Here is a 12,354-nt window from a genome sequence, read left to right as displayed (position 1 = left end):
TGTAGTGTTCGGGGATGGGCAAGCGCCGCTCAGAACCACGCGTCCTGCATGTCGAGCGTGGTGCGGTCGAGCGACTCGAGCAGCGCCAGCTGCGGGCCGACCTTGGGCAGCTCCCAGCGGAAGAAGTAGGCCGCCGCGGCCAGCTTGCCGCGGTAGAAGTCCTCGTCTTCCTTGCCGTTCGCGCGCGGCAGCGCGGCTTGCGCCAGCAGTGCCTGTTCCAGCCAGATCCACGCCACCACCACGTGCCCGAAGGCCTCCAGGTAGACCGAGGCATTGGCCAGCGTCACGTTGGGGTCGCCCGCGCTCCACAGCGCCTGCGTGACCTCGGCCAGGCGCTTGGTGGCGGTGCCGAGGGCGCCTGCCTGCTGCGACAACTCGGCATTGCCGGCGGCGAGCGCGCGGGTGATGGTGTCCTGCACGCGCTCGCCCAGCAGCTTGAAGGCGGCGCCGTCCTTCATCACCACCTTGCGGCCCAGCAGGTCCAGGCCCTGGATGCCGTGCGTGCCTTCGTGGATCGGGTTGAGGCGGTTGTCGCGGTAGAACTGCTCGACGTTGTACTCGCGCGTATAGCCGTAGCCGCCATGCACCTGGATCGCCAGGTTGTTGGCCTCCAGGCACCATTGCGACGGCCAGCTCTTGGCGATCGGGGTCAGGATATCGAGCAATAGCGCCAGGCGCGCATGCGCGGCTTGGTCGCCGGCGGCCGCAGCGGCCTCTTCCTCGTCGACCAGGCGCGCGCAATAGAGGTTCAGCGCCAGGCCGCCTTCGACATAGCTCTTCTGCGCCAGCAGCATGCGGCGGATATCGGCGTGCTCGACCAGCTTCACCTGCGGGCTGGCCGCATCCTTGCCGCCGGGGCCGACCGCGCGGCCTTGCGGGCGGTTGCGCGCGTAGTCCAGCGCGTGCAGGTAGCCGGTATAGCCCAGCATCACCGCGCCCAGGCCCACGCCGATGCGCGCCTCGTTCATCATGTGGAACATGCAGGCCAGGCCCTTGTGCGGCTCGCCCACCAGGTAGCCGATCGCGCCGGCCTTGCCGCCCGGCCGGTACTTCATGCCTTCGCCGAAGTTGAGCAGGCAGTTGGTGGTGCCGCGGTAGCCCATCTTGTGGTTCAGGCCGGCCAGCACCACGTCGTTGTGCTCGCCCAGCGAGCCGTCTTCATTGACCAGGTACTTGGGCACGATGAAGAGCGAGATGCCCTTCACGCCCGGGATCAGCTTGCCGTCCGGGCCGGGGATCTTGGCCAGCACCAGGTGGACGATATTTTCCGACAGCTCGTGCTCGCCGGCAGAGATCCACATCTTGTTGCCGCGCAGCCGGTACTGCGCGCCCAGCGGCGATTCGCCCTCGTACTCGGCGCGCGTGGTGATGTCCGACAGCGACGAGCCCGCCTGCGGCTCGGACAGGCACATGGTGCCGAAGAAGCGACCGTCCATCTCCGGCTTGACGAAGGTCTCGACCTGCGCCGGCGTGCCGTGCGTCAGCAGCAGGTTGGCGTTGCCGATGGTCAGGAACGGGTACGAGCTGGTGCCGACGTTGGCACCCTTGAAGTAGGCAAAGCCAGCCTTCTCGACCACCACCGGCAGTTGCATGCCGCCCAGTTCATAGTCCTGGCCGGCGGCCATCAAGCCGGCCTCGCAGAAGGCCTTCAGCGCGGTGCTGACCTCGGGGATGATGCTGACGGTCTCGCCGTCGAAATGCGGCTCTTGCTGGTCGTTCTTCTTGTTGTGCGGCGCGAACAGGTCGGTGGCGATTTTCTCGCAGGTGTCCAGCGCGGCGTCGAAAGTCTCGCGCGAGTGGTCGGCATAGCGCGGGATGCGCGTGAGCTCGTCGACCTTGAGCCATTCGTACAGCACGAAATTCAGGTCGCGGCGGGATAGGATCATCGACATGGTGTCTCCATGCGGCGCACTGCGTGGCGTGCCGCGAGTTCTTTTTGCTAGCATGGGAGGCGCCGGGCGCGGTCAAAAAAGGGCGCTGCCGCGCCCTTCCCTGCGTGCCGCTCAGGCGCCTTCGCCAAGGCGCGCGATCGTTCCCTGCGCCACCGCGCAGAGCCTCTCCTCGCCATCCCTGACGACGTACACGTCGCAGCGCACCACCGCCTGCTGGCGGCCGGCGCTGACGCATTCGGCGCGGGCGACCAGCAGCTCGCCGATCGCCGGGCGCACGTAGTTGATCTTGTACTCGGATGTCACGACCGGCACCGCCATGGCCGCGCCGCCCGCGTAGGTCAGCGCATTGTCGGCCAGGTAGCTGACCACGCCGCCGTGCAGGAAGCCGTGCTGCTGCCGCAGGTCCTGACGGATCGGCAGGCGCAACTCAGCCTTGCCCGGCGACAACGCCGCCAGTTCGGTGCCGACCAGGACCGAGAAGGGCTGGCTGGCCAGCACCTCCCGGCCCCAGGCGAGCATGTCGGCGGGCGTGGCCCGCGCGGTGCCCGCAGCCGACATCAGAGCACTTCGAACAGGCCGGCCGCGCCCTGGCCGCCGCCGATGCACATGGTCACCACCACGTACTTGACGCCGCGGCGCTTGCCTTCGATCAGCGCATGGCCGACCAGGCGCGCGCCCGACACACCGTAGGGGTGGCCCACGGCGATGGCGCCGCCGTTGACGTTCAGCCGGTCCATCGGGATGCCGAGCGTGTCGGCGCAGTACAGCACCTGCACGGCGAAGGCTTCGTTCAGCTCCCACAGGCCGATGTCGTCGACCTTCAGGCCGGCCTTCTTCAGCAGCTTGGGCACAGCAAAGACCGGGCCGATACCCATCTCGTCCGGCTCGCAGCCAGCCACGGCAAAGCCGCGGAACACGCCCAGCGGCTGCAGGCCGCGGGCCTCGGCGACGCGCGCATTCATCACCACCGCTGCCGAAGCGCCGTCCGAGAACTGCGAGGCATTGCCGGCGGTGATCACGCCACCCGGCACCGCGCTGCGGATCTTGGACACGCCTTCCAGCGTGGTATCGGCGCGGATGCCCTCGTCGGCGGAGACGGTGACTTCCTTGGTCACCAGCTGGCCGGTCGATTTGTCGGCCACGCCCGCCAGCACCGTCATCGGCACGATCTCGTCCTTGAACTTGCCGGCTTCCTGCCCGGCGGCGGCGCGTTGCTGGCTGCGCACGCCGTACTCGTCCTGGCGCTCCTTCGAGATGTTGTAGCGCTTGGCCACGTTCTCGGCGGTCTGCAGCATGTTCCAGTAGATTTCCGGCTTGTTCTTCAGCAGCCAGCTTTCCTGGACCATATGGCGGTTCATCTCCTGCTGCACGCACGAGATGCTTTCCACGCCGCCGGCGACGAAGATGTCGCCCTCATCAGCGATCACGCGCTGCGCGGCCATGGCGATGGTCTGCAGGCCGGACGAGCAGAAGCGGTTGACGGTGGCGCCGGGCACGGTCACCGGGCAGCCGGCGCGCAGTGCGATCTGGCGTGCGATGTTGGCGCCGGTGGCACCTTCCGGGTTGGCGCAGCCCATCAGCACGTCTTCCACTTCGGCGGCCTCGATCTTGGCGCGGGCAATGGCGTGCTGGACGGCATGACCGCCGAGCGTGGCGCCGTGGGTCATGTTGAAGGCGCCCTTCCAGCTCTTGGCCAGCGGGGTCCGCGCGGTGGATACGATGACTGCTTCGTTCATGTCTTGCTCCTCGGAATCTCTTGTGTCGTTCAGTTCGGTGGTTCGGTTCAGCCCTGGCCCTTGAGCAGTTCAGCGGACGTGACGCGCGCAACGCCGGCGGCGCCGAGGTCCTGCCATGCTTTGGCCAGCGACCCTTCCAGGTCGATGGCGCGGCAGGCATCCTCGATCACCGCGGCCGCGAAGCCCGCGGCGCGTGCATCGAGCGCGCTCCAGGCCACGCAGTAGTCCGTCGCCAGACCCGCGCAGAACACGCGCCTGACGCCATGCTCGCGCAGGTAGCCGGCCAGCCCGGTGCGCGTGGTGCGGTCCGCCTCCAGGAAGGCGGAGTAGCTATCCACGTCGGCATGGTGGCCCTTGCGGATCACCAGCCGCGCATGCGGCACGTGCAAGCCCGCATGCAGCGCAGCGCCGGGCGTGCCCTGCACGCAGTGCACCGGCCACAGCACCTGCTCGCCATACGGCAGCGCCAGCGTCTGGAACGGCTGCGTGCCCGCATGGTTGGCCGCGAACGAGACGTGGCTGACGGGATGCCAGTCCTGCGTCAGCACCACATGACCGAACGCACGAGCCAGCCGGTTGATGACGGGCACCACTTCATCGCCGTGGGGCACGGCAAGCGCGCCGCCCGGCATGAAGTCGTTCTGCACGTCGATCACCAGCAGGCAATCGTCCGGTCCGATGGTGGTGTTCATCTCAGCTCCAGGCTGAACCATGTGGCGGTATTAACCGTTGAAGCCCTTGCCTTCGTCCGCCAGCTTCTGCAGCAGCGGCGCGACCTGCCACGCTTCACCGTGGTAGCCCTTGGCGTAGCGCTTCATCGACAGCGCCACGTTGTACAGGCCGACCTGGTCCGCGTACAGCATCGGGCCGCCGCGGAACAGCGGGAAGCCGTAGCCGGTCAGGTACACCATGTCGATATCCGAGGCCTTGGAAGCAATGCCTTCCTCCAGGATCCTGGCGCCTTCGTTGACCAGCGCGAACACCAGGCGCTCGACGATCTCTTCGTCAGAGATCTTGCGGCGCGTGATGCCCAGGTCCTTCGAGTGCTGCACGATCATGTCGTTGACCTGCTGGTTCGGGTACGGCTTGCGGTCGCCCGCCTTGTAGTCGTACCAGCCCGCGCCGGTCTTCTGGCCGAAGCGGCCCATCTCGCACAGCAGGTCGGCGGTCTTGGAATACTGGATCTCCGGCTTGTCCACCGCGCGGCGCTTGCGGATGGCCCAGCCGATGTCGTTGCCGGCCAGGTCGCCCATGCGGAACGGGCCCATGGCAAAGCCGAACTTCTCGATGGCCTTGTCGACCTGCTCCGGCAGCGCGCCTTCGTCCAGCAGGTAGCCAGCCTGGCGGCTGTACTGCTCGATCATGCGGTTGCCGATAAAGCCGTCGCAAACGCCCGACACCACCGCGGTCTTCTTGATCTTCTTGCCGACCTGCATGACCGTGGCCAGCACGTCCTTGCCGGTCTTCTCGCCGCGCACCACTTCCAGCAGCTTCATCACATTGGCCGGGCTGAAGAAATGCATGCCGACCACGTCCTGCGGACGCTTGGTGAACGAGGCGATCTTGTTGACGTCCAGCGTGGAGGTGTTCGAGGCCAGGATCGCGCCTTGCTTGGCGACTTCATCCAGCTTCTTGAACACGGTCTCCTTGACGCCCATCTCTTCGAACACGGCCTCGATGATCAGGTCGGCGTCCTTGAGGTCGTCATAGGACAGCGTGGTACTGAGCAGGCCCATGCGCTGCTCGACCTTCTCTTGCGTGAGCTTGCCCTTCTTGGCGCTGTTCTCGTAGTTCTTGCGGATGATGCCGACGCCGCGGTCGAGCGCTTCCTGCTTGGTTTCCAGGATGGTGACCGGGATGCCCGCGTTGAGGAAGTTCATGCTGATGCCGCCGCCCATGGTGCCGGCGCCGATCACGGCGACCTTCTCGATCTTGCGGGTCGGCGTGCCTTCGGGCACATCGGGGATCTTGCTGGCGGCACGCTCGCCAAAGAAGGCGTGGCGCAGCGCGCGCGATTCCGGCGTGGTGACCAGGTAGAGGAAGCCCTCGCGCTCTTGCTTCAGGCCCTGTTCGAACGGCTTGAGCGAGCCGGCCACCGCTTCCAGGCACTTCAGCGGCGCCGGGAAGTTCTTGGCCATCGCGGCCACGGTATTGCGGGCAAAGCCCAGGTAGCCTTCGGGGTTCTCGTGGCGCACCTTCAGGTCGCGCACCTTCGGATGCGGGCCGGTGGCGGCGCCAACGTTCTGCGCGAACTTGACCGCGGCGGGCAGCACGTCACCGTCGACGATTTCATCGAACAGCTTGGTGCCGGCAAACTTCTCGGACAGCACCGGGGTGCCCGACACGATCATGTTGGCCGCGGCCTCCAGGCCGATCACGCGCGGCAGGCGCTGCGTGCCGCCGGCGCCCGGCAGCAGGCCCAGCTTCACTTCCGGCAGCGCGATCTGGGCGCCCTTGGACGCCACGCGGTAGTTGCAGCCCAGCGCCAGCTCCAGGCCGCCACCCATGGCGACCGAGTGCACGGCGGCCACGACCGGCTTGGACGAGCCTTCCAGCACGCGGATCACCGAGTGCAGCGTCGGCTCCTGCATGGCCTTGGGCGTATTGAATTCACGGATGTCGGCGCCGCCCGAGAAAGCCTTGCCAGCGCCGGTGATGACGATGGCCTTGACGGCGGCATCGTCCAGCGCACGGGTCATGCCTTCGACGATGCCAAGCCGGGTGCTGTGACCCAGGCCGTTGACAGGGGGATTGTCGAGCGTGATGACGGCTACGCCGTCCTGAACCTGATACTGCGCTGTCATGCTGGTTCCTTTGGTGTCAAAAGTTGTCTCGGGATTCGAATTCTCGAATTCAATTTTTACTGCACGGCGCGGCCGGCAGCGGCCGGCGACTGTTGCGGGAGGCTGCCGTCATGAGCGGGTAAACCCTCCGCCCGACCTGCCGCTTTCCCGCGTCCCGCAACGCCTTCCGGCGCCTGGGCGAAACAAGCATACACAAAATAGCACGGTCGTTCAATTTTAATTTTCGGACTTTTCCGGCGACATGCGCGGCGCTAATGCCGCCCCTGACCGCGATGCATGGCGGGGCGCCTGACGCGGTGCTAAATCGTCCCGCCATGGCGGATAAAGCACTTGCCGAGTGCGACTGAGTGCCGCCTCTAAACCAGTATCGGACTTTATTTGGCCGACACGGACAAATCGCGCGGGCCGACCCTGTAAACTCGCGGCTTTTCGTTTTTTGCCGTCCGGGTTCCACAAGATGCCGGATCGGCGGAAGGTCCAGCGACCCTGATGTCTTCCCCCTCACATTCCCACGCCCACGAGCACCAGCACCCGGTGGTCGAGCACGACCACCTCAAGCGCAGGCTCAAGGCCCGCCACCTGAGCATGATTGCCATCGGCGGCGCGGTCGGCACCGGGCTGTTCGTGGCCTCGGGCGCCTCGATCGCGCAGGCCGGCCCCGGCGGCGCGCTGCTGATGTATATGCTGCTCGGGCTGATGGTCTATTGCCTGATGACCAGCCTGGGCGAGCTGGCGGTGCATATGCCGGTGGCCGGCTCCTTCGTCACCTACAGCGCGCTCTATGTCGACGAAGGCTTCGGCTTCGCGCTGGGCTGGAACTACTGGTTCAGCCTGGCGGTGACCATCGCCGTGGAACTGACCGCGGCGCAGCTGGTGATGCAGTACTGGTTCCCCGAAATGCCCGGCGTGGTCTGGAGCGCCGCGTTCCTGCTGCTGATGTTCGGGCTCAATGCGTTCTCGGTGCGCGGCTTCGGCGAGGCCGAGTACTGGTTCGCGCTGATCAAGGTGGTGACCGTGATCGTGTTCCTGGGCGTGGGCCTGCTGATGATCTTCGGCATCATGAAAGGCGGCCCGCAGTCTGGCTGGCACAACTTCACCATGGGTGACGCGCCCTTTGTCGGCGGCATCCCGGCCATGATCGGCGTGGCGATGATCGCGGGCTTCTCCTTCCAGGGCACGGAAACGGTGGGCGTGGCCGCCGGCGAAGCGGAGAACCCGGCCAGGACCATCCCGCGCGCGATCCGGCAGACCTTCTGGCGCATCCTGCTGTTCTATGTGGTCGCGATCCTGATCATCGGGGTGCTGATTCCCTATACCGATCCCAGCCTGCTGCGCAACGACGTCACCGACGTGGGCGTGAGTCCGTTTGCACTGGTGTTCCGCCACGCCGGCCTGGCCTTTGCTGCGGGGCTGATGAACGCGGTGGTGCTGACCGCGCTGCTCTCGGCCGGCACCTCCAGCATGTATGTATCGACCCGGATCCTCTACGGCCTCGCCGTCAGCGGCCGCGCGCCGCGCGCGTTCGGCAAGCTGACCGTGAGCGGCGTGCCGTTCAATGCGCTGCTGGCCACCACCGCCGTGGGCGCGCTGTGTTTCTTCAGTTCGCTGTTCGGGGACAAGGCGGTCTACCTGTGGCTGCTCAACACCTCGGCCATGACCGGCTTCTTTGCCTGGCTGGGCATTGCCATCAGCCATTACCGCTTCCGTCGCGGGCTGGTGCACCAGGGCTATGACGTTGGCATGCTGGCCTACCGCTCGCCGCTCTATCCCTTCGGCCCCATTTTTACCGTGGTGCTGTGCGTGGTGATCGTGGCCGGGCAGAACTACCAGGCGTTTGCGGATATTCCGAACCGGTGGCCGGAGATCGTGGCGACCTATATCGGCGTGCCGGCGTTCCTGGCGCTGTGGTGGGGGTACCGGGCGGTGAAGAAGTCGCGGCTGATCGACTATGAGGATATGCCGTTTGACTTGCCAAAGCCGGCAGTTTTCGGCCCTCTCCCGCAAGCGGGAGAGGGAGCACACAGTTGGCAAGGGGAGCGCACAGTGGCCGAAGTCAAACCTCCAGCCACTCCTTCCTGATCTGCGAGTTGGCCTTCAGTTCCGCGGGCGTCCCCTCGAACACAATATGCCCGTGCCCCATCACGTAGACGCGCTGGGAAATATCCAGCGCGATCGCCAGCTTCTGCTCGATCAGCAGCACGGAAATACCCCGCTCCTTCAGCGTCTTCAGGTAGTCCCCGACCAGGGCCACGATCATCGGCGCCAGGCCTTCGGTCGGTTCGTCGATCAGCACCAGGTCGGGGTCGCCCATCAGCGTGCGGCACAACGTCAGCATCTGCTGCTCGCCGCCGGAGAGCACGCCGGCCGAGGTGTTCTCGCGCTCCTTCAGCCGCGGGAACATGTTGAACATGTCCTCGACGGTCCAGCGCGGCCTGGCCTGCCGTGGGTTGCGCTTCTCGCCCAGCAGCAGGTTCTGCCGCACGGTCAGCGTCGGAAAGATATCCCGGTTCTCCGGCACATAGCCGATCCCGAGGTGCGCGATCTCGAAGGTGCGCCGCCCCAGGATCTCTTCGTCGCGAAACCGCACCGAGCCCTCGGCCTTGACCATGCCGAGGATGGCCTTGGCCATGGTCGAGCGCCCCACCCCGTTGCGGCCCAGCAGCGCGACGATCTCGCCTTCGTCGATATGCGCGTCCACGCCGTGGAGGATATGGCTCTTGCCGTAGTAGGCGTGCAGGCCCTGGACGTTCAGCATGCGCTTGCCCATCAGTGCGCTCCTTCGGTGGCTTCCTCGTCGAGGGTTGTGCCCAGGTAGGCTTCCTTGACCTTGCGGTTGTTGCGGATGGCCTGCGGGGTGTCCGTGGCGATCACTTCGCCGTAGACCAGCACAGAGATGCGGTCGGCCAGGCCGAACACCACGCTCATGTCGTGCTCCACCATCACCAGCGTCTTGCCGACGGTGACCTTGCGGATCAGCTCCACCGCGTGATCGGACTCGGAGCGGCTCATGCCCGCGGTGGGCTCGTCCAGCAGGATCACCTCGGCGCCGCCGGCGATGGTGATGCCGATCTCCAGCGCACGCTGCTCGGCATAGGTCAGCAGGCCCGCCTGGCTGTCGCGGCGGTGCTGCATGCCGATCAGCTCCAGCACCTCCTCCGCGCGCTCGCGCGTGTCGCGCAGGCCCTTGAGCCGGTGCCAGAACGAATACTTGTAGCCGAGCGACCACAGCACCGCGCAGCGCAGGTTCTCGAACACCGACAGCCGATGGAAGATGTTGGTGATCTGGAAGCTGCGCGACAGCCCCATGCGGTTGATCACGAACGGCTGCAGCCCGCCGATCTCCGCGCCATTGAGCCGCACGGTCCCGCTGCTCGGCGCAAACCGGCCGGAAATCAGGTTGAAGGTCGTCGACTTCCCTGCGCCATTGGGCCCGATCAGCGCATGGCGCTCGCCCTTCGGGATGCTCAGGTTCACGCCGCGGATGATTTCCGTCTGGCCGAACTTCTTGCGTACATCGGTCAGTTCCAGTGCCGCTGTCATGGCCTGCCTCCTGCGATTTCCATCTGTACCTTGTCCCACGCGCTGCGCACCCGCGCCGCCGCCAGGCGCCACGCGAACAGGCCAGCCGCCCACAGCGCGGCCGCCGCCAGCCATGGCGTCCAGGTTGCGGCATCGAAGCCGACGCCGAACAGCGACATCGTGGTGCCGTTGGCGCTGTCGACCTGCACCTTGTAGACCAGCTCGACCGTCAGGATCATGGCCAGCAGCAGCACCACGGCGGCGCCGCCGGCACGCGCGTAGGACGGCAGCATGCGGCCCAGCTTGCCCTTGCCCAGCAGCGGCACCTGCATCAGCAGCAGGCTGGCCAGCCCGCCCGGCACGAACATCACCATCAGCACGAAGAACAGGCCCAGGTACAGCAGCCAGGCCTTGGTCAGGTCCGACAGCGCCACCGCGAACAGCACGAACACCACCGCGCCGATGATGGGCCCGAAGAACACGCCCGCGCCACCGATGAACACCGCCAGCAGCACGCCGCCGGAGCGCACCGCGCTGACGTTCTCGGCCGAGACGATCTCGAAGTTGATGGCGCCCAGCGCCCCGGCGATACCGGCGAAGAACGCCGACAGGATCAGCACCAGGTAGCGCACGCGCTGGGTGTTGTAGCCGATGAACTCGACCCGCTCGGGGTTGTCGCGCACGGCGTTGGCGATGCGGCCCAGCGGCGTCTGCGTCCAGGCGTACATCGCCACCATCGACAGCAGGCACCACGCCGCGATCAGGTAGTAGACCTGGCGCCCGGGCCCGAAGGTGATGCCCAGGAACGGATCGCCGACCACGCGGTTGGTGGAGATGCCACCCTCGCCGCCGAAGAACTCCGGAAACATCAGCGAGCTGGCGAACACCATCTCGCCGATGCCCATGGTGATCATGGCAAAGGTGGTGCCGGACTTCTTGGTGGTGACGTAGCCGAAGATCACGCCGAAGAAGGCGCCGGCCAGGCCGCCCACCAGCGGCAGCATCGACACCGGCAGCCAGACCTTGCCCGCCCCGACCATATTCAGCACATGCACGGCGATAAACGCGCCCAGGCCGGAGTAGACCGCGTGGCCGAACGACAGCATGCCGGTCTGCCCGAGCAGCATGTTGTACGACAGCGCAAAAATGATCATGATGCCCATCTGCGACATCAGCGTGATGGCGAAGCCCCCGGTGAAGATCAGCGGCAGCACCAGCATGACCAGCACGGTCAGGCTCCAGATGATCCAGCGCGCCAGGTTCAGCGGGCGGTAGCGCAGGGTGCGGCCGGTCACCACCGGCTCGCGGGGTTGTTGCATCGCTTGCTCCATGGTGTCAGCTCTCCCGGGTTCCCATCAGTCCACGCGGGCGGAAGATCAGCATCACCACCAGCAGCAGGTACGGCAGCACCGGCGCCACCTGGGCCACCGTGAGCTTCCACAAGGAATAGAACGGCGTGGCTTCGCTGACCGCCAGCCCCAGGCTGGTCATCAGGCCCGCCAGCGAGGCGTCGATGGTGACCGCGAAGGTCTGCAGCACGCCGATCAGGATCGACGCAATGAAGGCGCCCACCAGCGATCCCATGCCGCCCACCACCGCCACCACGAACACGATCGACCCGACCGCCGCGGCCATCGATGGCTCGGTGACAAAGGCATTGCCGCCGATCACTCCCGCCAGCCCGGCCAGCGCGGCGCCGCCGCCAAACACCATCATGAACACGCGCGGCACGTTGTGGCCCAGCGCCTCGACCATTTCCGGGTGCGTCAGCGCGGCCTGGATCACCAGCCCGATGCGGGTACGCGTCAGCACCAGGTAGATCGCCACCAGCATGCCCAGCGACACCAGCATCATGAAGGCGCGGTACTTGGGGAAGGACGAGGTGAACACCGTGAACAGCGGCCCGTCCAGCTCCGCGGGGATCCGGTACGGCACCGCCGCCAGGCCCCACACCAGCTTGACGCCCTCTTCCATCAGGTAGGCCAGGCCGAAGGTGAACAGCAGCTCGGCCACGTGGCCGTACTTGTGCACCGTGCGCAGGCCGAAGCGCTCCACCAGCGCGCCCGCGCCGGCCACCAGCAGCGGCGCGAAGATCAGCGCCGGCCAGAACCCGACCTTGCTGGCGATGGTGTAGGCGAAGTAGGCGCCCAGCATGTAGAAGCTGGCATGGGCAAAGTTGAGCACGCCCATCATGCTGAAGATCAGCGTAAGGCCCGATGACAGCATGAACAGCAGCAGCCCGTAGCTGATGCCGTTCAGCAGTGAGATGACGAAGAATTCCACAGCGTGTCCTTCAAGCTGGCGCCGCCATGCGTGGGCATGCCGGCGTCCGTCCGGTTGGATTGAGGGTGAGCGTCCCCCTCCGGGGGCGGTTGCCCGCCCCGGACGCTCCCCGGTATCGAC

10 protein-coding genes are annotated in these 12,354 nt (G+C 66.4%); 1 reads left to right on the top strand and 9 read right to left on the bottom strand.

The annotated features are described in order from the left end of the window. Window positions 1-29: 29 nt before the first annotated feature. The 5 genes from AC1Q6V_RS19845 to AC1Q6V_RS19825 all read right to left on the bottom strand — a co-directional run bounded on the left by AC1Q6V_RS19845 (window position 30) and on the right by AC1Q6V_RS19825 (window position 6,432). On the bottom strand, window positions 30-1,892 hold the full coding sequence (locus AC1Q6V_RS19845; protein ID WP_011615135.1) for an acyl-CoA dehydrogenase: 1,863 nt from the start codon (window positions 1,890-1,892) through the stop codon (window positions 30-32). 111 nt (window positions 1,893-2,003) lie between these two features. Further along, a complete protein-coding gene (locus tag AC1Q6V_RS19840) occupies window positions 2,004-2,450 on the bottom strand; it encodes a PaaI family thioesterase (RefSeq protein WP_010810043.1) in 447 nt (148 codons plus the stop codon). Then, window positions 2,450-3,628 carry an acetyl-CoA C-acyltransferase gene (locus AC1Q6V_RS19835; protein WP_010810044.1) on the bottom strand — a complete coding sequence of 393 codons (1,179 nt, stop codon included), beginning with the start codon at window positions 3,626-3,628 and terminating at the stop codon, window positions 2,450-2,452. Before AC1Q6V_RS19835 ends, AC1Q6V_RS19840 begins: the two co-directional genes overlap by 1 nt. A 47-nt stretch (window positions 3,629-3,675) precedes the next feature. Next, window positions 3,676-4,320: a bifunctional nicotinamidase/pyrazinamidase gene (gene pncA, locus AC1Q6V_RS19830; RefSeq protein ID WP_011615134.1), complete on the bottom strand. Its 645-nt coding sequence runs from the start codon at window positions 4,318-4,320 to the stop codon at window positions 3,676-3,678. 30 nt (window positions 4,321-4,350) lie between these two features. After that, on the bottom strand, window positions 4,351-6,432 hold the full coding sequence (locus tag AC1Q6V_RS19825) for a 3-hydroxyacyl-CoA dehydrogenase NAD-binding domain-containing protein (RefSeq protein ID WP_010810046.1): 2,082 nt from the start codon (window positions 6,430-6,432) through the stop codon (window positions 4,351-4,353). A gap of 489 nt (window positions 6,433-6,921) precedes the next feature. Between AC1Q6V_RS19825 and AC1Q6V_RS19820 the strand changes: the two genes are divergently transcribed. After that, a complete protein-coding gene (locus AC1Q6V_RS19820) occupies window positions 6,922-8,511 on the top strand; it encodes an amino acid permease (protein WP_052181573.1) in 1,590 nt (529 codons plus the stop codon). Here AC1Q6V_RS19820 and AC1Q6V_RS19815 read toward each other — a convergent pair. The 4 genes from AC1Q6V_RS19815 to AC1Q6V_RS19800 are packed head-to-tail and all read right to left on the bottom strand — an operon-like array spanning window position 8,486 to window position 12,234. Further along, a complete protein-coding gene (locus AC1Q6V_RS19815; protein ID WP_011615132.1) occupies window positions 8,486-9,199 on the bottom strand; it encodes an ABC transporter ATP-binding protein in 714 nt (237 codons plus the stop codon). The two genes, AC1Q6V_RS19820 and AC1Q6V_RS19815, sit on opposite strands and share 26 nt — an antisense overlap. Then, complete coding sequence (locus tag AC1Q6V_RS19810) at window positions 9,199-9,972, bottom strand: ABC transporter ATP-binding protein (RefSeq protein WP_010810049.1); 774 nt, start codon at window positions 9,970-9,972, stop codon at window positions 9,199-9,201. Before AC1Q6V_RS19810 ends, AC1Q6V_RS19815 begins: the two co-directional genes overlap by 1 nt. After that, window positions 9,969-11,282 carry a branched-chain amino acid ABC transporter permease gene (locus AC1Q6V_RS19805; RefSeq protein WP_010810050.1) on the bottom strand — a complete coding sequence of 438 codons (1,314 nt, stop codon included), beginning with the start codon at window positions 11,280-11,282 and terminating at the stop codon, window positions 9,969-9,971. Before AC1Q6V_RS19805 ends, AC1Q6V_RS19810 begins: the two co-directional genes overlap by 4 nt. A gap of 4 nt (window positions 11,283-11,286) precedes the next feature. After that, window positions 11,287-12,234, bottom strand: coding sequence for a branched-chain amino acid ABC transporter permease (locus AC1Q6V_RS19800; RefSeq protein WP_010810051.1), 948 nt, complete (start codon window positions 12,232-12,234; stop codon window positions 11,287-11,289). Window positions 12,235-12,354 lie beyond the last annotated feature (120 nt).

It is taken from the genome of Cupriavidus sp. GW823-FHT07B10, assembly GCF_058794355.1.
The sequence above is the reverse complement of the archived record's forward strand: the minus strand, read 5'-3'. Positions and strand labels throughout refer to the sequence as shown.

Excerpts from the sequence above, each read along its gene's own strand:
- AC1Q6V_RS19820 (WP_052181573.1), top strand. The coding sequence starts at position 6,922 with ATGTCTTCCCCCTCACATTCCCACGCCCACGAGCACCAGCACCCGGTG.
- AC1Q6V_RS19835 (WP_010810044.1), bottom strand. The coding sequence starts at position 3,628 with ATGAACGAAGCAGTCATCGTATCCACCGCGCGGACCCCGCTGGCCAAG.
- AC1Q6V_RS19845 (WP_011615135.1), bottom strand. The coding sequence starts at position 1,892 with ATGTCGATGATCCTATCCCGCCGCGACCTGAATTTCGTGCTGTACGAA.
- AC1Q6V_RS19815 (WP_011615132.1), bottom strand. The coding sequence starts at position 9,199 with ATGGGCAAGCGCATGCTGAACGTCCAGGGCCTGCACGCCTACTACGGC.
- pncA (WP_011615134.1), bottom strand. The coding sequence starts at position 4,320 with ATGAACACCACCATCGGACCGGACGATTGCCTGCTGGTGATCGACGTG.
- AC1Q6V_RS19810 (WP_010810049.1), bottom strand. The coding sequence starts at position 9,972 with ATGACAGCGGCACTGGAACTGACCGATGTACGCAAGAAGTTCGGCCAG.
- AC1Q6V_RS19840 (WP_010810043.1), bottom strand. The coding sequence starts at position 2,450 with ATGTCGGCTGCGGGCACCGCGCGGGCCACGCCCGCCGACATGCTCGCC.
- AC1Q6V_RS19805 (WP_010810050.1), bottom strand. The coding sequence starts at position 11,282 with ATGGAGCAAGCGATGCAACAACCCCGCGAGCCGGTGGTGACCGGCCGC.
- AC1Q6V_RS19825 (WP_010810046.1), bottom strand. The coding sequence starts at position 6,432 with ATGACAGCGCAGTATCAGGTTCAGGACGGCGTAGCCGTCATCACGCTC.